The sequence below is a fragment of the Microcoleus sp. B7-D4 genome (assembly GCF_036705125.1).
Classification (GTDB): domain Bacteria; phylum Cyanobacteriota; class Cyanobacteriia; order Cyanobacteriales; family Microcoleaceae; genus Microcoleus.
Map to the genome: position 1 here is coordinate 1 of NZ_JAUBTT010000102.1, position 19,142 is coordinate 19,142.

Consider the following 19,142-nt stretch of genomic DNA (forward strand, 5'->3'; position numbering starts at 1 on the left):
TTCCTTCTTCCTTCTTCCTTCTTCCTTCTTCCTTCTTCCTTCTTCCTTCTTCCTTCTTCCTTCTTCCTTCTTCCTTCGGCTATAATTTCAACTGTAAAGATTGTGGTCTGGGTCTAGCCAGACAATATAAAAAACATTTTCACTAAAAAATCCATGCACTCTGCCGTATTCATTAGCAGATATTTGAAACTGGTAGGGGATATTGATTAGGATATCTTCATTGGGAATCCCAAAGCCATTAAGTTCAGTAGTATTTTTCCAAACTATGCCATGACAGCGCAGACTTTTACTCTGATTATTGATAATTTCTTGAGCGTTCAATTGTGACAAATCGCGCAGCCGTCTCAATAGAGATGCTAAATACTTAGCATCTCTACCACCAATTGAGAACTTATTTTTATCATCCTGATAATACCTGAAAGAAAAACTAACTCCTTCCGGTATTTTTACATCAAGACGATTGATGCGAGATAAAGATTCCTGGCGGCGTATATCTGCTTTCTTAATTTTCTTCGATGACACGGCTTTTGTAAAATTCTCTCATTGATTCCTTGGTAATAATAGCATGAGAAGGTTCATCTTTTGGCAAATCACCTCTAGCATTAATCCAAGGGTCTTCGCGGCGCACCATCAATTCTAACTCATAGGCATCGCAAAAGAAATATTCGTCGGATAACTCGTCTAAAAACTCTTGTACTTCTTCGGGAAATTCGGGTTTTTCGACTTCTTTCAGAATTGGCTTCCAGTCAAATTGTTCTTTGTATTCATAAAATAAAGCCGGGATAGTTGGCCCGTGCACCCAAGCTTCAAAATCTTCCTCAAAAAGCGGTGTATCCTCAAATGCTAAATACCATGCTTGGGCGTAGTACAAAAGTTTTTGTAGCTTGTGGTTGCTGAGATAGGAGCCTACATCATTCGCGAACCAGATGTAGTAATCAGCGAGTTTTGAGGCTGTTGTGACTGTAGTTATTGTGGTCATCTAACTCGACTCAATAAGTTTTGTATTCTATGATAGCACAGTCACCACTCTTTATGATGGGGCGGTTGAAACCGCTTCTTGTCAAACTAAGAAATAAAGGAGGTATTTAAGCCGGATTGGGTATAACTGAAATCTTACCCTCTGTCAAAAATTTGTAGGGGCGGGTTCACCAACAATAATTGCCTAAAACGAACAATCTCGTAAACCCGCCCCCACCCACGAAAAAGCCCCTTATTGATATTGGTGCGACATCTCCGTTACAATCCTTTGATATATTGCTTCAGTACAGGTGACAAAGTGTAAAGACTTGCTTCTTTTTCGAGCAAGCAGCGCCGCGATAGAGATTGCAATGCGTTTAGCAAATCTGATGATGATATTTGTGCATTTTGTAGCAATGTGGCGACGTTGACTGGCTGGTTTTCTGTCGCCAACAATGACATGACTTGTTTTTCTAGTTCGGAAGTGCGATCGTACTGCTGCTGTAAAACATCTTTTAAATCTTCGGGTAACAATATGGTATCATCTATTAATACCTCAGTCGCGCCGATTCCCAACTCTTGAATCAAAGTCGCCACGCTTTTTAACCATAAGGGATTGCCTTGGTAGCGGTGAATGAGTGCTTCGCAGTTATCACTTTCAGCTAATCCTTTATCTCTGAGGATTTCCTGTGCGGTCGCAGTGTCTAAACCAGTGAGTTGTAAGGTACGAATGGGAGTATTTTCGCTTGTGAGTTGAGGCACTTCTTTGGGTGGTTCCCAACCGATTAGCAGGAAGCAACTTTGATGGGATAATTTTTCTATTTGTTTGAATAGGGAGCGATATTCTTCGTATTCTGGTTTATACTTTCCTGCGAATTCGCCGCTAGAAAAAAGGTTGTGAACGTCATCCAAGACTACTAAACAGCGATGGTTTTGTAAATATTTAATCAGCGGTAAGGGTTTCTGGTTTGTTGGGGATGAATCTTGTTTTTCTGACTGGGAAAAAAGCTGTATTAGGTTAGATTGAAATTTATCGATGGTGGGGAATTCGTCTAGCGTGTACCAAACTGCGTACTCAAACTCGTTTTTGATTTGTTTTACGAGTTGTACTGCTAGGGATGTTTTGCCGATGCCGCTGATACCGGTGATGGTGATGAGGCGGCAGTTTTGTTGTAGAATCCAGGTTGTGAGGGTTTGGAGTGAGGAAGTGCGATCGAAGAAATTACCCAACTCCGGCATTTCGCTTAAATCTTGATGCGAAGTTTTAGTTTGTTTTGCGTTAGCTGTTTCGTCATTATCTGGATCTGACTTTGATCTATCTGGCGGGTCTCTGTTTTCTCCACAAAAATTAACGAAGCCTATTTGCACAGAGTCTTGTGCATAATGTGAAACTATCGAGACTTGCAACCTCTCCATTGCCGATCGAAAATTTTTTTTATTGACATCTTCCCCTAAGTTTTCTGAAAGTATCTGCCATAATTCCGATCCAATTTCCCTGATGCGACTTTCAGAACATTCAAACTCTTTCGCTATTTCTTTGTATGTTTCGCGTTGCAGAGTTCCCCGCAGTACCGCTGCTTGTAAATCGTCCAGGTGTTGACCCGTTTTCTCGAAAATTATGCGATCGGCAAGATTTAACATTTCTTTAAGATTCATCTGGCAGGGAGATGCGAGAGTTTTATGTATTGTAGCTCACATTTTACAACATTTTACTACATTTGCGTACAGTTTCATACAAAAACAGATTAAAGAGATTAAAAGCAAGGTAAAATCATCGGCAAAATCCAACATTTTTTTATTTAAAAATTTCTGATTTATAAGAACCATAGGAGAAGTATCAAATAGTAAATTCAAGGATGTTAGAAATGCAGTATGCGAATATTGGAAAGCGTTTTTTTGCTTTTCTCTTTGACTTAATTATCTGGTTTGTATTAGCCGTAATCGTCTATGCGTTACTATCTTTGTTGTTTCCAGTGCTATTTACAAGCGTTACTACAGCAGTTAGCAATGAACTAGGTTTTTTGGTACTTATCATTGTGGGTTGGATTTACTACTCGATCTCTCATAGTTCTCCTAGAAAGGCGACGCTCGGTAAAAGAGCCTTTGGGCTTACTGTATCCGATCTAAATGAAAACAAAATTTCTTTTGCCAGGGCAACAGCAAGGTATTTTGCTTTTGTATTCTTCACTGGATTAGTTCTAGTTGACTTTCTGCCAGTTCCCTTGACTGAGACGAGTCAGGCACTGCATGATTTGATTACAGGAACTTTAGTTGTTGAAAAATAACAGTTTCTAGTGCTAACGATTGCAATAATTGTACAGATAGCGATCGCCCCATAACGAATAACGAATAAAGGGCGATCGCCCTTTCTTGTTTCTGACGATCGATCGCCTAAAATGAAAGAGCGATCGCATGAAACCGATGCAGCAATTATCTGTTGTCAATTGCATTACGGCTCCATCTCGGGAATTTCTCCACCAACAGCTACCAAACCCACACCGCAGCGAGTTGCCGCTTCCGCCAAGCGATTATCAAGAGTTGCGATCGGCAATTCTAATCGTAGAGCTAAGCTGTTCGGCATTTAAAGGACTTGCGTAAGGTGCGTCAGCATCTAAGGTTTTCCGTTTCAGCGTAAGGGTTCTAGCTGACGCACCCTACTAGCCTCGTTACTGATTTAAATGCTCCACAGCTTAGCTCTAAATAAGCTGCATCATAAGCAGCTAAACCTTCTTGTCTTCCTAATACTATAGTTGACGATAGTGCATTGCTATCCGTGGCGTCATCAACTTGAATTAAAAGTGATTGTAACAAAGTAATAGCTATCTCAGATTGCTCGGTTGTCATGCGGTTGCGTCGCTCGGCAACCAGGAGAGTATTAGCAACTTCTAGCGACCAAATGCCTGGTACAAATGCTTCGCAATCTGGCATCATCGCGAGTATAGCATTGGCATAATCGTTCTCTTCATCGACTAAGCACCAACTAATGGCTACAGAACAATCCAATACAAACTGCATTAAAACCTTCGCCCTTCTTCAATCATGGAACGGATTGAGCTTTTATCCAAGGCAATTTCTTGCCGCAGTTGTACCATTCTCGCAATTGCTGCTTGAATTGATTTTTTAGTAGTCAGTTTTCCCCAAGCGTTATACTTCGGCTTAATTTCCTCTGAGGGTAGACTCTTTACAACTACTACCACTTCAACAGAAGTATCTTTAAACTCAGTGGGCATTTGGAGAAGCAATATGCCATCGCTTCCAATATGCGAGATCAGTTTCATTGTTTCCATGTCAGACTCCAGAAACTTTGAGCAATTCTAGTTTACCTCAAAACTCTTCACCAAAGCAAATACTAAACAGTGAAATGCTTGCACAGATATCGATCGCCCTTTCTTGTTTCTGATGAGCGATCGCCTAAAATGAAAGTGCGATCGCCCTTCACACCAAATACCAAACAGTACGATGATTCTACCAAGAGCGATCGTCCTTTCTATCAACTCCTGAAAACTTGCACTTTTTCCTCTATATCCAATCCCCCTTCGCCTAAAGCATCACCCGAAGAATGACGAGCGATAAACTCATCTAACAGCTCAAAAAACCGATCGAGTGCTTTGCTTTCATCCTCCGAATAAAACAGAATGACGTTAGCCCAAGATTGGCTAGTCTGCACGTTGAATCTTTTTCGTATCCACTCAGGAAACTGCATAAAATCGCTATCTTGTTTCGTTGGCTGTTCTCCTAAGTCATATTTAGCAATGCTGTAACCCGATAAAAAAGCCTGAAGACAAATAATTGAATGTCGTCCCAAGTACATTGAAGGAGCTTTCTTAATTTTCTCAATCAGCGTATATAAATCGTGCATTTTTAACCTCATTTTTTTGAAAATAACTGTAACTTTTGCTGCTCAAAATTCCTCTTCTATAATCTTAAAACTTCCCATACCCAGTTCCAGAGTAGGTGATGTTAAATTTTGTAGCCATTCCTGCCGAGTCACGCCACTACAATCTATATTATCAAACACAATTTCCTGTTCGTCGATTGTAATTGATATCCCTTGATGGTAGCCATTAGTAGCAATTTGCTGCTGTCGTCGTAAATCATAAATCACTGACCAAGGTAGGTCTTGCCTTTCTAAATCCAGTTTAATCTGCTTACCATTTAGGTTTCTGATTGTCAAGAACTCTTTGATAGCCTGACTGCATTCAACACATTGAAAGACCCCATAGCGACTGGCAATTTTAGCGATATCTTCTCGAATTTCATCTAAACTACTCGGATCTAAACTCAAAGTGTAAAGTTTACCTCCTATATTTAGGTACAAGTATATCTCAAAATCATTGCCATTGAGCGGGCAGATTGCGTAGCGTGCGATCGCGATCTTGCAAGGCTTGTCCAAGGGAGCGCGAGATCCCCTCACACCAAATACCCAACACTGCGATTATTCTAGCAAGAGCGATCGCCCATCAAAACTAATAGCGATCGCCGTTACAATCAAAGTATCAATCCTCGTGAGATGCCGCGATGACCATCAAAGAACTCCTCATCCAAGAAATCGATAGCACCCCTGACGAACTGCTTGCGGATCTTCTCAGTTTGGTACGATCGTTAAAATCCATTCCAAACCCCCAACTCAATACCTACGAACAACTGCTGGAGCGTATCGACTACCTCGAAGCTATCATCGGCATCCGCAAAGGACTCGAAAGCTTCGATCGAGGTGAAGGAATCCCAGCAGAGAGAGCTATGACAGCGCTACAGCAGCAGTTCAACATTCCTCAGAGTCTATGAGTTCCTAGAAGTCAGTCACATTGACATTTTTGATTTTCGCCATTTTGCCCTAAATAGTAAAATACAGAAGTAAGCTAGGCAATTGCCAACCTCCCACTTCTGCTTGAGAGTAGAATAGATATATGAAGTTTCAGTGGGACTCAAACAAAGCGATTAGTAATGCCAAAAAGCATGGTGTGTCTTTTGAAGAAGCTGTCACTGTCTTCGGAGATCCACTGGCTATTACAATTTCTGACCCTAACCACTCTGTAGGTGAGTTCCATCTTTTAACGATCGGTCAATCAAATTTACAGCGCCTTTTTGTTGTGTCCCATACAGAACGAGAAGGTGAAGTGCGTTTAATCAGCGCCCGTTTAGCCACCCGACAAGAGAGAAAAAGCTATGAGTCAGGAACCTGAAGTAACAATTAATGACGAGATGAGACCTGAATACGATTTTTCAGGTGGTGTCCGTGGCAAATACTATGAAGCCTATATGAAATCAAGTAATGTTGTGATTCTCGATCCAGACGTAGCAGAAATATTTCGAGACTCAGCTTCTGTCAATGAAGCGTTGCGATTGCTGGCAAAAATTGCCAAGTCTGTCACTGTCTAGGTAGCGTACACAGCACAACAAATCAGATCCGAAAGTTTCTAGGTTATCTGTGGTTGCATAGGTGGAAAGCAAGGGGTGGTGCGATCGCCCCTAACAGCAAATACCAAACAGTGCGATGATTGTATGAGTTCGATGCTTGAATTAAAAGAAAGATCGATCGCCCTTTGTTTTTTCAGATGAGCGATCGCCTAAAATGAAAGAGCGATCGCCATAAGTCAAGAACCCCGGCACACCCTATGACAATCAAAGAACAACTCCTCCAAGCAATCGAAGCTTTGCCCAGTACAAGACTTGCCGAAGCCCTCAGCTTCATGAAATCTCTCTCAACCAAACCTTCTATCACATCTGCTAAATCCTTCCTCGCTCACCTCAAGACAATCGGCACTTGGTCAGGCGACGACTTCCAAGAATGTCTAGAAGCCGTCCAAAACTCACGCGGCGAAACCGAATTTGACTACAGCCCCAATCCCTTTGAATAATGTTTCTCCTCGACACCAACCATTGTAGCTATGCCCTACTAGGGAACACTCAATTACTCGATCGCCTTGCCAACCTTGGGGATGAGTCAATCGCCACCTGCACCATCGTCAAGGGTGAACTGATTGACATGGCGGCGCGATCACAACAACGACAGGTAAATCTTGCCCTAGTTCAACGCTTCCTGCTTGGGCTATACATCTACCCCATCGACGAAACCACCGCCGAAATTTACGGCAATCTTAAAGCGGCAGTTTTCGATCGCTACGCCCCAAAAGACAAAGCCCAACGCCGTAGAACCAACATGACTCAATTGGGCATCGGCGAAAATGACCTGTGGATTGCCGCCGTTGCAATCCAGCATCAACTCACCCTAGTGACTGCAGATCGAGACTTCCAACGCATTCAGGCAGTTCAGCCATTTGAGTTGGAATCCTGGATCTTAACATCGCCAGAGTAAGGATGAAGGATCTCGCCCCATCAAAACAAACAGCGATCGCCCTTTCTTGTTTCTGATGACCGATCGCGTAAAATGAAAGTGCGATCGCCCCTAACACCAAATACCAAACAGTGCGATGATTCTACCAAGATCGATCGCCCTTCACACCAAATACCAAATCAATGTCTGCGGTACAATCAAGGTAAAACCCATGATTAATCTTTCAAAAATTAACACGAGCAACTGACTGCTGACTAACTAATGCCAAAACTTGCGAACTTGATATTCGCGACTTTCGGCGATCGCAATTTGCAAATCGCCCATTTGGGCATCCAACTCATCTATTGTGCTTTGCGGAACCGATTTCCACTTCTCCCTAGTTTCCCAGCGAATCAAAATCACCACCTCATTTTCCACCGCATCCACCCAAATTTCCTTGCCCAAAAAACCGGGTAAACTTCTCAATCCTGCCGTCCAAACTTCTTCATCTCGCAAAATAAACGCCTCCCACTTTTCGGGAGGTACTTGAAATTTTAGCCACTCGATTACCATATTATTTGCCTGTTATAAATCGCTCATTAATCGTTGCCGATCGCAATTTTAATTATCAACTCAGTTCCCTCTCCCGGACGCGAAACACAGTGCAACTTACCGCCGTGCTTTTCTACTACTAAATGCTGGGATATTGCTAGACCCAAACCAGTGCTCGTGTCTGGACATTTAGTGGTAAACAAAGGGTCAAAGATGCAGTCGAGGACTTCTTCAGTCATGCCAGGGCCGTTGTCACTAATGGCGATCGCAACTTCGTTTTCCCCTACCACGGAGGTGCGAATCCGAATTTCGGGATTGAATATTTCAGAACTCGACCTGGCTGAAGACAAGTAAGACTGATTTTGAATTTTACCATAATTTTCGGCATTTCTCCCCCCTTCTTCCAAAGCGTCGATCGCATTTGTCAACAAGTGCATGAACACTTGGTTTAAGTGCCCCGGATAGCAGTGAACTCGCGGCAAATCTCCGTACTCTTTAACTAGAGAAATACCCGGCCGTCCCCCTTTAGCTTGCAGGCGATTTTGCAAGATCAGCAAAGTGCTGTCCAAACCTTCGTGGATATCAGCCGGCTTCATTTGGGCTTCGTCGGTACGCGAGAACAAACGGAGCGATCGCACGACATCGCGAATCCTTTCAGAACCGACTTTCATTGAATTTAGCAGTTTTGGCAAGTCTTTTTTGATGAAGTCTAAGTCTAATTCTTCAATCAAATCTTGAATTTCCGGCACGGGATGGGGATAATACTTTTGGTAAAGGTCGATCGTTCGCAGCAGTTCTTGAATGTAGCCCGTGGCGTGGCTGACATTGCCGGAAATAAAACTAACTGGATTGTTTATTTCGTGCGCTATTCCTGCTACTAACTGCCCCAGGGATGACATCTTTTCTGTTTGAATCAGTTGAGTTTGAGTTTGCTGCAAAATTAACAGCGTCTGCTCTAATTTAGACGCTTCTTGTCGCAGGCGTTCTTCGGATTCTTGCAAAGCTAAAAGAGACTGTTTGCTGTCTGTAATATCCAATCCCACAAATACCGCCGCCGTATTGTTATGGTATTTTTGAGCCACTATTAGATAAGTTTTATTTTCTCCTCTGATGCTCGCTGTTACTTCTTGAGATGTCTTCTTTTTATGGCTGCCAAAGAAATCGTATACTAAATCGTTAAATTTAGGACTTGTATCTAAAAAACCTACTTTTTGACCGATAAATAGTTCGGACGGCATTTTATAAGCGCTAGCTAAATGTCGGTTTACTCCCAAGTAGCGCAAATCGGAACTTACCCAAGAAACTAATCCGGGCACGGCGTCCAAAACGGCTTGAAGTTGCTCTTTTGCCTGTACGAGCGCTGATTCTGCTGCGAGGCGAGCGGAAATGTCGCGGGCGATCGCGCAGCGGTATTCGCACCCGCCGTATTCTAAATAATTGACTTTAACTTCGACGGAAAAACTGGCGCCGTCTTTGGTTTTGTAACTGGTTTCAAAAGTGAGGTTGGTTTGCTGCTTGAGTTGATCCCAGTGTTCTCGCCAATCCGATGCTGGCAAATGCGAATCGATGTCGCTAACTCTCATGTTTAGCAGTTCCGATTCCGAGTAGCCGAAAAGATGGCAAGCGGCTTTGTTCGCGTAGCAAATTTGACCGTCGGAGGTACTAAAAAAGATTGTATCAGCAGCATTTTCGAGGGCAATTTGAGTTAGTTTTGGTATTGTTTCTAACTGCTTTCTTTTGACCTCGGACTGAAATTTATTATAGCAATTGGTTTGAGCGGGAGCCTCAGCTATCTTAGATGCAAACAAAATCAAACCGCCGATCGCACCTTCGCTATTTTTCCAAGGCTGAAATACCCATCTTACCGACTCGCTGACACAGCCGCTTGCGCTTTTTCCTGATACAGATGCGATCGATCGCCCTGCCACAAACTCGCTGTATTCCAAAACTCCCCTCAAACAAGCCTGGGCATTTTGCTCCCAATATTCCGGGAGATTCGGGAACAGTTCCCAATGAGATCGGCCGATGGCCTCGCCGTCGCCCAACCCCCAATCTGTTTCCCAGCGACGAGAAACCGACAGATAGCGCATTTCACAATCTACCATTGCCACGGCCTCGGCGGAGCGCTCCACAAACCGCCGAAATCGCTCTTTACTCTCGGACACGGCTGCCTCTGCAGGTTGTTGGGCGATCGGGAAAGTCCCGTCAACGTACCTTCCCAGTCCCTGACTTTTTTGCTGAACTGGCTTAGTGTGCACGGTTTGGGATTTCCTCCATAGCTGTCAAGTTTGAAAAATTCTGTTTGAGACCAAAAATGCTATTTTCCCCTGATTTGCTCTCTCGGACGATACCCTTAGAGGGTATCACCCATCATTGATATCATTTTTGATGGGGATATGTCTATAGGCATTGCTATCTACTTAAGACCAAAGCTAGTGCCCGGTTGCTGTTTGAGGATTAGGCATAGATCGCGCTGGCGCCCTCCGAATAATAGTCGGAGGGGACTGGAGTGCTCTCTTGTCTCCCGCGACTATTCCGGGGCGCAAGAGGGCAGCGAGACTAGGCAAAAAACGAGAGAGAAAAAGGGTTTTAGGCGATTGTTGACACTAATGGTCTATAGGTACTCAAGAAAGTTTCCCCCAAACTTTGATATTCAGAAGATTTCCTGGTGATTGTTCGGTATTTTATACAAGTTCCCAAAAGAATGCAACTGTAGACCCGCGATCCAAACCATGAGCTTCCTCAGTCATTCCCAATTCTTTAATTGAAAATCCCACATCGAACATGGTATGAGATCGTGTAGCCAGTGCGATCGCCCGATCGCTTAAGAATGCAAGAGAGCGCTCAAACAAATTTGTGCGTAAATTCACTGGTAAAATCCACTCTCCCTTTCCGTAACATTGCAGGATCTAATCTTTCAGTGGTGTTGCAAGTCATCAAAACTACGAGTTTTTGCTGAAATTGAATCCCTTGATCGTCGATGACGCTTTGATACAAAGTTCCATCCAGCAAACTCAAAATATGTTCAGTTTTGTTAGTGCGTTGGGCTTCTGGGGTCGATCGATCTTGAGCCAAATTATCAGCCTCATTGATAATAATACAAATCCGCTCCAAATAACTCGGTGGCACAAAATTTTCCACAGCATCGTGGTCTAAGATAAAAATCACATAACCCAGCGGCACTAAAATTTCCTTTGCTACCGCTTGCGTCCAAGCAGTTTTGCCCGTTCCCGGTTCGCCACTAACCAAAACAGCCAACTGATTTTGATCCAAAATTGCCTGCTGAACTGTATCGGTAAAACTTTGAACCTCCGCAGAAAACGTGCGAATTGGGAACTGGCTGTGAACCTGTCCGACGCGGCTTTTGTACCCGCCCAGAATCACCGCTAAATTATAAGTTGCCTTGCTAACGAGCGGCGCAATATCTTGGCAAATCAGAGTGTAACAGCGTCTTCCCCTGTCGTAACTCTCAATTTGTAGCCAGCAGCCGAATCGAGCCCAAGAAGCATAAACAGTACCCAAAACTTCCAAGCGTTCCCAGCTAACAAATCGCTCCGGGGGATAAGAAAAATGTCGCTCCATAAAAGACTGGGTAATTGCATCCGGTTTCCCTAGCAAAGCCAGAACTTTGAAAACAGTAATCTCTTGGAGTTTGTTGAGAACGTAGTCGATAGGAATGCTAGCGCGGCTGACCAATTGTACCACTGGCGTTTCGGTAGCTAAAATGTCTTTGTAGCGGTAATCAGGGTAAACTGGCTGCGGAGTAATGTAATCCCAAAACTCATCAATTTCGTAGCGAGTATTTTCCGAGAAGACATTTAAAATATTTGCCCACCAGGTATATTGGTGCCGTCCCATGGCGTCGGCAATGTCGCTAGCTGCCCCTAAAGTTTTTTGAGCTAGTTCTAAGGGGTCACTAGACGCTAAATGTGCCAGGTGTTCCCAATCAAATTGACGGTAAAAAGGTCGCCAACCAGAGCCTAGCAGACCTCTATTTTGAGAATTGCTTTGATGAAAATTGTTTTCGCGATCGCCCATATCTTCCGCACTCATTTTGCAAAACTCCTAGTTACTCTTATTTTACAGTTTTTGTGGTACACATTCTACAAAAAAAGTGAAATTTCTCAACTTATTTTGAGATAAGCGGGCGGCACAAAATCTACTAGCCAAACTTTGTTAGCCGAACAGTAAAATGTATGACAGTCGCGTTGCATGGCTGCGGCATCTACAGTAAAGACTGTCGGGATGCCATGTCTTGCACCTACTTGGCGCGCCGTTTGGATATTCACCGACAAATGAACATGATGTCGCGACATTTTCCTAATTCCTTGACTGAGAATAGACTCGACGGCAGTGCTACCTGTTCCGTGATATAAAATATCCGGGGGAACAGCGGGTTCTAACTGCAAGTCAACCTCTACGCTGTGTCCTTGGTTAGCACGAATTAGAGTGCCTGTGGAGTCGAATGAAAAGCGCTGCTTGTCGTTTTGCGCGACTACTGTGGTGAGTTCTGCAAGCTGAACTGGAAAGTTATTTTTTTGGCACGCATCGAGGAGTTCGCTAACAGAAACCCAGCCACCGGGAGCGAGTTCAATGCCGATGCGCGAGGGCGCGTGACGCAGGTGTTTGCTGAGATATCTGCTGATTTTTACTAATCGAGAATCGTTCATAATTCTACTTTATTGATTGAGCTTTTAAATCACCTTTTATAAAATGTCACTAGCGGGTTATATCATTGATTTGAGGCGGGTTTGTTGAATCTGTTTGTACTACCAGAGGGCGCTTGAGTGAACCCGCATCTAAAGGTTTGCAGAAAATGATTCCCGAACGTCAAAAATGGTCTTATGCGCGAATTCTAGCGCTAAACTCCGCCCTTAACTACCTACACAATTAGGTTCGGCGTCTGCGAATAAAAAAGTGTTGGATCGGCGATTTTTCACGAGCTTTATATTTTGATAATTATCAAAAACTCTGCATTCTGCCGAATGCCTTCTACCTTGGGATAACTCCGCCAAAAATAGCAAAGTTGAGATAGCGCCAGTGACATCCTACGTCGGCCAAACCAGCTTCTGCAAGCCACTTTGTCTGCTCTTCCACAGAGGAGGGAATATCTTCTTCTCGATATTTTTGGAACCAGGCTGCATCGTCTTCTCCGTTAGCTTTCATGTACTGCCGCCACAACTGTTCGTATTGCTCAGTCAGCCGGGGAGTAGCACCTGTCACAATATCTCGAATTAGCAAGATTCCCCCTGGATTCATGGAGTGGAAAAGTTTGTGAAATAGCTGTTGTTTGCCTGCGCTGTCGAGGTGGTGGATTGCCAACCCTGAAACTACCAAATCGTAACCGCTGCCGAAATCATCTTTGGCAAAGTTTCCTTGCTGCAAGGTCAGCCGTTCTCGGAAAGCGGACAAGTTAGTTTGGCAAGTTTTCAGCATATTCTTGGCCATGTCAAAGGCTAGGACTTTTGCTTGAGGAAATGCTTGCAGAATCATAGCCGACAGTATGCCAGTTCCCGCACCTAAATCCAGAACTTTTATGTTAGCATTAGTTTCAGAAGGGATTAACTGCAATATTACATCGTGTTGCTCGCCATAGCGCGGAATGAGGCGGGGAATTAAGCCGTCAATCGATTTTAGATTTTAGATTTTAGATTTTAGAGGCGACCCCACGGATAAATGCGGGGGCTCTTCTGATTTTCGATTTTCGATTTGGGATTGATTCCACTGATAAATCACGTGGCGGGTACCACCTTTGAAATTCTTGGTCATAATCAAAGCTCTTTGTTCAAATTGCTCGCGTACAGCGTCTAAATTCACAGACGATTTTCCTCAGATTGTTAATAGTTGAGTGCGTCTAGGCAGTTTGCCGATTCTATTCTCGGAAAGCATATTACATTTGATAATACAAAAAATATACAGACCTGTCAAGATGTTGAAGAAAATAATTTAAAAGAAGTTACGGACGATCGCCAGATAGGGACTTCGTGCACCCAAACCCGCCCCTGATTTGGGAACTGTCTAGCCCTGCACATATATCTCCTTCAGTGCAGATGAGGCAGAATGCCACAGACGCGAAAGCCTGCCGAAGACGAGACTTTGTGCCAGATACTAGGAGTAATTGTGAGAAAAAAGTTGACGGTTATGATATCCGTTTCAAACAACAATGCAACTGTCGGTGTGTGCTCTACACCATAAATTTCTCCGTGATTCCCCCTAGTAAAATATAAAAGATAAAAGATAAAAAAAAATGAGCCAGCAGCCGATGATCGGCTAGATATGAAAAATCAGTCCTCAGATTGACAAACTTTAGCCAACTATAAACAACAATTGAGGTGACTCCCGAGTGGAAGTGGTGCCTGCCAATTTTTCAGGAAGATGAAGAGATACAAAATATTACACCCGCAGGTGCGGGAAAGAAAATTGTGATAATGAATCAGGATGCGAGTAGATTAGGTGTCAGCCGTCAGGGGAAAATAGAAGCAATGGAAATCCAACAACGGAGTAAGGATAAGCCCGATCGCCAGCAACACAACGCGTCCGATCGGCTCGGTCAATTTTCTACGACAAAAGAACTAGATTCGTCGCTACAAGAATGTTTAGATTTTAAAGGAGCGATCGACCGATCGGCACTGGCGCTGAGGACTGACGCGCGAGGAATTATTAACTATGTCAGCGAACGAGTTTGCTCCATATCCAACTATTCCCAAGCCGAACTAATCGGCTCCCACTTCGGCATCCTCCATTCGGAATATAAATCTTCGGAAATCATCAAAAATCTGCTATCAACTGTTGCCAAAGGTAAAAGTTGGCAAGGAGATATTCAGAATAAAGCCAAGAATGGAAGTGATTATTGGGTGTACGCAGCAGTAGTTCCACTGTTGGACTGTAAGGGAAAACCCTGTCAGTATTTGGCGATCGGATTCGACATCACTGATCGCAAAGCCGTTGAAGCAGCCCAAGCCGAAGCCAACCGGGCAAAAGACGAATTTCTGGCGATCGCCTCCCACGAACTGCGATCGCCCCTCAGCGCGATTTTGGGATGGGCGCAGCTAGCTCGATCGCGCAATTTAAACGAAGCCACCACCAGCCGCGCTTTGGAAATCATCGAGCGCAACGCCAAATTACAAAACAGGCAAATAGACAATCTCCTCGACCTCTCGCGGTTGCTGCGAGGGAAAGTGTGCCTGAACATCGGCCAAGTTCACCTCCCGTCTATCATAGAATCTGTGATCGACACCCTCCGTCCCGCCGCCGATGCTAAAAACCTCCGCGTAGAAAAACATTTCGACCCCGCCGTCAGCTACGTTTTGGCAGATGCAGAACGCTTGCAGCAAATAGTCTGGAACCTCCTTGCCAACGCCATCAAATTCACCCCAGAATCGACACCATACCCAGTTCAAGTGCGGATCGAGGCTACTGAGTCGGGCGTCTTGATTCGGGTCAGCGACAGCGGTTGCGGCATCGACCCCAAATTTCTGCCGTACATCTTTGACTACTTCCGCCCTGCAGACAGCTTCCAGAACAAGGAACAAAATCGGCTGGGACTCGGGCTCTCAATTGTGCGGCAGTTAGTGGAACTGCACGGGGGAAGTGTTTGGGCTTCGAGTCCCGGCCTCGGTCAGGGGGCGACCTTTGGGGTGCTGCTACCGATTGCCAAGGAAAATGCACCCGACGATCGCACTGCTGCGATCGCCCAAAGGGAAAGCAGACGCGGATCGGTTTCCAAACCCCTAGCGGGAAAGCAAGTCCTGGTGGTGGAAAGCAGCACCGAGATCCGGCAATTCCTCAAAACTGGCCTCGAAGCATTTGGAGCCAAGGTAATAGCGGTGGGTAGCGCCTGCGAAGCGATGGCCGAGTTGCAACAGTCGCGGCCCGACGTGTTGGTGAGCGATATGACGGTATCGGGAGCCGACGGCTGCGATTTAATCCGTCGCATCAGAGCAATGGAAATGTCCGAGCACAGGGAACTGCTGCCGGCCGTGGCGCTGACGGGAGGCATTGAGGAAGAAGATTCGGCCGAAGCGCTGGAGGCCGGGTTTCAGAGGCATTTGTCGAAGCCGGTGGAAGCGAATCAGTTGGTGATCGCGATCGCCCAATTGGCTGGACTGACGGGGTTCGGCTCTGGAGAGTGGGGTTCGGGAAATGTCCGGGGGACCACACCCCTGGCCCCGCTGCCGGAACCTAACAGTTTTGACGACAAAAATCATCTGGAACAATTAACAAGTGACAGCCGAGAATTACCGCTATTGCTGGTAGTAGAAGACAACAATTTTCTGCTGGCTTACCTCCAAACTTTATTAAGTCCGTACTATCGAGTCGCCGTGGCGAGTGACGGGGTTGAAGGTTTAGAAAAAGCCAAAAGTTTGCAGCCAAATTTGATTGTGAGCGACCAAGTTATGCCCAGACAAAACGGGCTGGATTTGCTCAAGGAGATTCGGAACACGCCAGAATTGAAATCTACTCCGGTAATCTTTTTGACAGCCCGATCGGGGATGGAATCTCGGATCGAAAGTTTGGATGCGGGTGCTGACGATTATATTTCAAAGCCTTTTGACGATAGGGAATTGCTGGCGAGGGTGAGAAATTTGTTGCGATCGCACTCAGCCGAACAGCAGTTGGCGGAACTCAACCGTCAGTTGCTGCAGCAGAAACAGCAGTTAGAAACAGTGAATCGAGCCTTGCATTATTTGGCAAATTACGACAGTTTGACTGAGGTAAGAAACCGCCACTCTTTTAATGAATACCTCGATACGGAATGGCGGCGTTTGGCGAGGGAAGAAGCACCGCTGTCTTTGATTATGTGCGACATTGATTATTTCAAACTTTACAACGACACTTATGGTCACCAAGCGGGGGATGAATGTTTGCGGAAAGTGGCGGCGGTGATCCAGCATTCGGTAAAGCGAGCGGCAGATTTAGTAGCGCGTTACGGTGGAGAAGAATTTGTAGTAGTTTTGCCGAATACGGATATTGAAGGTGCCACTTGCGTAGCTGAAATGATCGCACAACAGGTGCGGGGCTTGCACATAGCTCACGCTAAGTCTGCTGTCAGCGAATACGTGACGTTGAGTTTGGGTGTAGCTTGCTGCCTTCCGGAGGTGAAGTCCCAGCCGGGAGAGCTAATTGCGATCGCCGATGAGTCGCTTTATCGGGCGAAAGAAGCAGGGCGCGATCGGGTTTCGGTTGCCCGATTTCAAGGATAATATAATAGTTAAATCAACTTGTATGGTGCGTCATAAATCTATGGTTTCGATTTAAACAAATTTTTTGTGTCAGACGCACCCTACCAATGTGCTGGCAAACTTTGGTGAATTCAAATTGCTATAAATATAGTTAAAGGAGGTCGTGCCATGACAGCAACCACCGCTTGCACGCCGAAGGAACACCAGCGGTACAATTGGCCGACGGTGTTTCGATTTATGCCTATCACGGCGTGATTTTACCCGAATGGTAAGGTAGCCTGCACCCGCACCAGTCGCAGTCTAAGGAATGAGAATTAAATAACTTCCACAAGATTGTGGGACGGGCGGGACGCCCATCCCACAATAACAATTAAAATTGTAAGTTATTTAATTCGCGATCCTAAGTGGGTGTTGAAGGAACAGAATGCAGAAATTCGGCGCGCGTTAATTCAGGGAATTACTTACGATCGCATAATTCAAGAATTAGCGGTGACAGAATTAGATAGTTGGCAGGAATACACTTTATTAAGCATCGAGTTTGACGCTGATTTTGATCGGGTGGGTAATGCAAAGCCAGTTTATTTGTTAAAAATGACTTGTCCGAGTACGGGACACATTCACGTTTTGCGAGTGCCGCCTGATGTGCGATCTGCTAAAGAAGCAATTCGCTGGGTAAATTGGGATATTGACCCAGAGGAGTTTTCCGTGCAAACCTGAGTAATACAAATTAAAAAAAGTCTTGCTACAATCATCACTCTTATACCAATGGTTAAAAGTCGCAAATCCCCGCGCCGGACTTAGGATCAGCCGTTTTCCTACCCGATCGTCTGTACTTCACTCCACTGAAAACCGCTATATTGAAAACAGCCTTAATCCATGAAACAGCGATAAACGTTCCTGCAGTGTGCCAGTTCCAAGGGTGGAATGCACCAACCACCGATCGCCCACAAACGGTTAATAACATCAAGAAGAAGCCCACCCTCGATCGAAGGTGGGCTCTATTCATGCCAGCTTACCGACAGCTAGGCAATCGGGTCTCTTCGCTGGTAGACGTAAAATATCGGAAAAAGATCCGAACGTCCGAAAAAACTTCTCGTCCACCATTAAGCTTCAGTTTACCCAACCGGATCGGGAAAATTGCGCCCGCAGCGATGTTCCCCTGACATCGGGGAACACTGGGGCTTAAACTTTTCAATAGACTTCTGCAAAAAAGCTCCTCTTGGGCCGGCAGGATGCCTAATCCCTACTCCGCACAAGAATTAAACTTGTTCGAGAAGTCTCATAATTCTCCTCTTTAACTTTGATTTCCCAACCGATTAGGCATCGTGATCGTGTGCAAAGCGACGGAACAGGAAATCTAGGGCGTAGTTCCGCAAATTGTAGTATTCCGGATCTTCCATCATTTGAACCCGATCGCGCGGACGCGGGAAAGGAATCTCCAAAACTTCACCGATTGTCGCCGACGGGCCGTTAGTCATCATCACCAGTCGATCGGCCAAAAACAGCGCTTCATCAATGTCGTGAGTAATCATCAACACCGTACAGCGGTGATCGTTCCAGATTTTCAGCAACTCTTCTTGCAATTCCTCCTTAGTAATTGCGTCCAGAGCACCAAAAGGTTCGTCTAAAATCAGCACTTTCGGGCGAATTGCCAAAGCGCGGGCGATCGAAACCCGCTGCTTCATCCCCCCCGAAATTTGCGGCGGTCTTTTCTCAGCAGCTTCAGTCAATCCCACCATCGCCAAATGCTCGTTGACGATCGCATTTTTTTCGACCTTCGACTTCTCAGGAAATACAGCATTAACCGCAAGGTAAACATTTTCAAACACCGTCCGCCAAGGCAACAAAGCGTAACCCTGAAACACCACCATGCGATCGGGGCCCGGCTTCTCAATTTTTTGCCCGCTAATTCTGACGCTGCCTTGAGTCGGATGGCTAAAACCCGACACCATATTCAACAGCGTTGACTTGCCACAACCCGAGTGTCCGATCAGCGTAATAAACTCTCCCTCAGCTACAGTCAAGTTAACGTTTTCTAAAGCTCTGTAACCATTTGGGTATGATTTGTGAACATTTTCCATCACCAAAAAAGGCTTCCGGCGATCCTTTACTTTCTTGTCTTGCTTTTTGGTTTGAGTTTGGTTCGTAGTGGTGTTGAGCATGATTTTGGAACTTGT

The 19,142-nt window shown here is 45.1% G+C and carries 24 protein-coding genes and 1 pseudogene; 8 read left to right on the forward strand and 17 right to left on the reverse strand.

Annotation, left to right across the window (positions count from 1 at the left end; translation table 11 throughout):
- Positions 1–87 precede the first annotated feature (87 nt).
- The 3 genes from QUB12_RS30515 to QUB12_RS30525 all read right to left on the reverse strand — a co-directional run bounded on the left by QUB12_RS30515 (position 88) and on the right by QUB12_RS30525 (position 2,613).
- Positions 88–522, reverse strand: coding sequence for a hypothetical protein (locus QUB12_RS30515; protein ID WP_333309875.1), 435 nt, complete (start codon positions 520–522; stop codon positions 88–90).
- On the reverse strand, positions 503–979 hold the full coding sequence (locus tag QUB12_RS30520; protein WP_333309876.1) for a type II toxin-antitoxin system antitoxin SocA domain-containing protein: 477 nt from the start codon (positions 977–979) through the stop codon (positions 503–505). The genes QUB12_RS30515 and QUB12_RS30520 overlap by 20 nt, the downstream gene beginning before the upstream one ends.
- A gap of 257 nt (positions 980–1,236) precedes the next feature.
- Complete coding sequence (locus QUB12_RS30525) at positions 1,237–2,613, reverse strand: NB-ARC domain-containing protein (protein ID WP_333309879.1); 1,377 nt, start codon at positions 2,611–2,613, stop codon at positions 1,237–1,239.
- Positions 2,614–2,813: 200 nt separating this feature from the next.
- On the opposite strand from QUB12_RS30525, the gene QUB12_RS30530 reads away from it, so the two are divergent.
- Entirely contained in the window at positions 2,814–3,242 is a 429-nt protein-coding gene (locus QUB12_RS30530) for an RDD family protein (RefSeq protein ID WP_333309882.1), read from the forward strand.
- A gap of 12 nt (positions 3,243–3,254) precedes the next feature.
- On the opposite strand, the gene QUB12_RS30535 is transcribed toward QUB12_RS30530, so the two are convergent.
- The 7 genes from QUB12_RS30535 to QUB12_RS30565 all read right to left on the reverse strand — a co-directional run bounded on the left by QUB12_RS30535 (position 3,255) and on the right by QUB12_RS30565 (position 5,371).
- Positions 3,255–3,407, reverse strand: coding sequence for a hypothetical protein (locus QUB12_RS30535; protein WP_333309885.1), 153 nt, complete (start codon positions 3,405–3,407; stop codon positions 3,255–3,257).
- Positions 3,407–3,538: a hypothetical protein gene (locus QUB12_RS30540; RefSeq protein ID WP_333309887.1), complete on the reverse strand. Its 132-nt coding sequence runs from the start codon at positions 3,536–3,538 to the stop codon at positions 3,407–3,409. The genes QUB12_RS30535 and QUB12_RS30540 overlap by 1 nt, the downstream gene beginning before the upstream one ends.
- Before the next feature lie 59 nt (positions 3,539–3,597).
- Entirely contained in the window at positions 3,598–3,972 is a 375-nt protein-coding gene (locus QUB12_RS30545; protein ID WP_333309889.1) for a type II toxin-antitoxin system VapC family toxin, read from the reverse strand.
- Complete coding sequence (locus QUB12_RS30550; RefSeq protein ID WP_333309892.1) at positions 3,972–4,235, reverse strand: hypothetical protein; 264 nt, start codon at positions 4,233–4,235, stop codon at positions 3,972–3,974. The genes QUB12_RS30545 and QUB12_RS30550 overlap by 1 nt, the downstream gene beginning before the upstream one ends.
- 71 nt (positions 4,236–4,306) lie before the next feature.
- On the reverse strand, positions 4,307–4,429 hold the full coding sequence (locus QUB12_RS30555; RefSeq protein ID WP_333309895.1) for a hypothetical protein: 123 nt from the start codon (positions 4,427–4,429) through the stop codon (positions 4,307–4,309).
- Between the two features lie 18 nt (positions 4,430–4,447).
- A complete protein-coding gene (locus QUB12_RS30560; RefSeq protein ID WP_333309897.1) occupies positions 4,448–4,816 on the reverse strand; it encodes a hypothetical protein in 369 nt (122 codons plus the stop codon).
- A gap of 42 nt (positions 4,817–4,858) precedes the next feature.
- On the reverse strand, positions 4,859–5,371 hold the full coding sequence (locus QUB12_RS30565; protein ID WP_333309900.1) for a papain fold toxin domain-containing protein: 513 nt from the start codon (positions 5,369–5,371) through the stop codon (positions 4,859–4,861).
- A gap of 104 nt (positions 5,372–5,475) precedes the next feature.
- Between QUB12_RS30565 and QUB12_RS30570 the strand changes: the two genes are divergently transcribed.
- The 5 genes from QUB12_RS30570 (at position 5,476) to QUB12_RS30590 (ending at position 7,273) form a co-directional block, all read left to right on the forward strand.
- The gene (locus QUB12_RS30570) at positions 5,476–5,742 is read left to right on the forward strand and encodes a hypothetical protein (protein WP_333309903.1); all 267 of its coding nucleotides are present in this window, start codon (positions 5,476–5,478) and stop codon (positions 5,740–5,742) included.
- A gap of 122 nt (positions 5,743–5,864) precedes the next feature.
- On the forward strand, positions 5,865–6,140 hold the full coding sequence (locus QUB12_RS30575) for a BrnT family toxin (protein WP_333309905.1): 276 nt from the start codon (positions 5,865–5,867) through the stop codon (positions 6,138–6,140).
- Positions 6,124–6,336 carry a hypothetical protein gene (locus QUB12_RS30580; RefSeq protein ID WP_106147613.1) on the forward strand — a complete coding sequence of 71 codons (213 nt, stop codon included), beginning with the start codon at positions 6,124–6,126 and terminating at the stop codon, positions 6,334–6,336. Before QUB12_RS30575 ends, QUB12_RS30580 begins: the two co-directional genes overlap by 17 nt.
- A gap of 236 nt (positions 6,337–6,572) precedes the next feature.
- A complete protein-coding gene (locus QUB12_RS30585; RefSeq protein WP_333309908.1) occupies positions 6,573–6,815 on the forward strand; it encodes a hypothetical protein in 243 nt (80 codons plus the stop codon).
- Positions 6,815–7,273 (forward strand): type II toxin-antitoxin system VapC family toxin, encoded by a 459-nt coding sequence (locus QUB12_RS30590; RefSeq protein ID WP_333309910.1) that lies wholly within the window; start codon positions 6,815–6,817, stop codon positions 7,271–7,273. Before QUB12_RS30585 ends, QUB12_RS30590 begins: the two co-directional genes overlap by 1 nt.
- A gap of 237 nt (positions 7,274–7,510) precedes the next feature.
- On the opposite strand, the gene QUB12_RS30595 is transcribed toward QUB12_RS30590, so the two are convergent.
- The 6 genes from QUB12_RS30595 to QUB12_RS30620 form a co-directional block, all read right to left on the reverse strand.
- Positions 7,511–7,804, reverse strand: coding sequence for a TIGR03792 family protein (locus tag QUB12_RS30595; protein WP_333309913.1), 294 nt, complete (start codon positions 7,802–7,804; stop codon positions 7,511–7,513).
- Positions 7,805–7,830: 26 nt separating this feature from the next.
- A complete protein-coding gene (locus QUB12_RS30600) occupies positions 7,831–10,041 on the reverse strand; it encodes a PAS domain S-box protein (RefSeq protein WP_333142421.1) in 2,211 nt (736 codons plus the stop codon).
- A 426-nt stretch (positions 10,042–10,467) separates the two neighbouring features.
- Positions 10,468–10,653 carry a hypothetical protein gene (locus QUB12_RS30605; protein WP_333142422.1) on the reverse strand — a complete coding sequence of 62 codons (186 nt, stop codon included), beginning with the start codon at positions 10,651–10,653 and terminating at the stop codon, positions 10,468–10,470.
- Positions 10,628–11,836 (reverse strand): AAA family ATPase, encoded by a 1,209-nt coding sequence (locus tag QUB12_RS30610; protein ID WP_333142423.1) that lies wholly within the window; start codon positions 11,834–11,836, stop codon positions 10,628–10,630. The genes QUB12_RS30605 and QUB12_RS30610 overlap by 26 nt, the downstream gene beginning before the upstream one ends.
- Positions 11,837–11,907: 71 nt before the next feature.
- Positions 11,908–12,453: an RNA 2'-phosphotransferase gene (locus QUB12_RS30615; protein ID WP_333142424.1), complete on the reverse strand. Its 546-nt coding sequence runs from the start codon at positions 12,451–12,453 to the stop codon at positions 11,908–11,910.
- 322 nt (positions 12,454–12,775) lie between these two features.
- A complete protein-coding gene (locus tag QUB12_RS30620; RefSeq protein ID WP_333142425.1) occupies positions 12,776–13,354 on the reverse strand; it encodes a class I SAM-dependent methyltransferase in 579 nt (192 codons plus the stop codon).
- Positions 13,355–14,115: 761 nt separating this feature from the next.
- Between QUB12_RS30620 and QUB12_RS30625 the strand changes: the two genes are divergently transcribed.
- Entirely contained in the window at positions 14,116–16,986 is a 2,871-nt protein-coding gene (locus QUB12_RS30625; protein ID WP_333309916.1) for a diguanylate cyclase, read from the forward strand.
- A gap of 149 nt (positions 16,987–17,135) precedes the next feature.
- Positions 17,136–17,682: pseudogene (locus tag QUB12_RS30630) on the forward strand (DUF6745 domain-containing protein); the annotation flags it as partial.
- Between the two features lie 599 nt (positions 17,683–18,281).
- Here QUB12_RS30630 and QUB12_RS30635 read toward each other — a convergent pair.
- Positions 18,282–19,127 (reverse strand): nitrate ABC transporter ATP-binding protein, encoded by an 846-nt coding sequence (locus QUB12_RS30635; protein WP_333142427.1) that lies wholly within the window; start codon positions 19,125–19,127, stop codon positions 18,282–18,284.
- Positions 19,128–19,142: the final 15 nt, after the last annotated feature.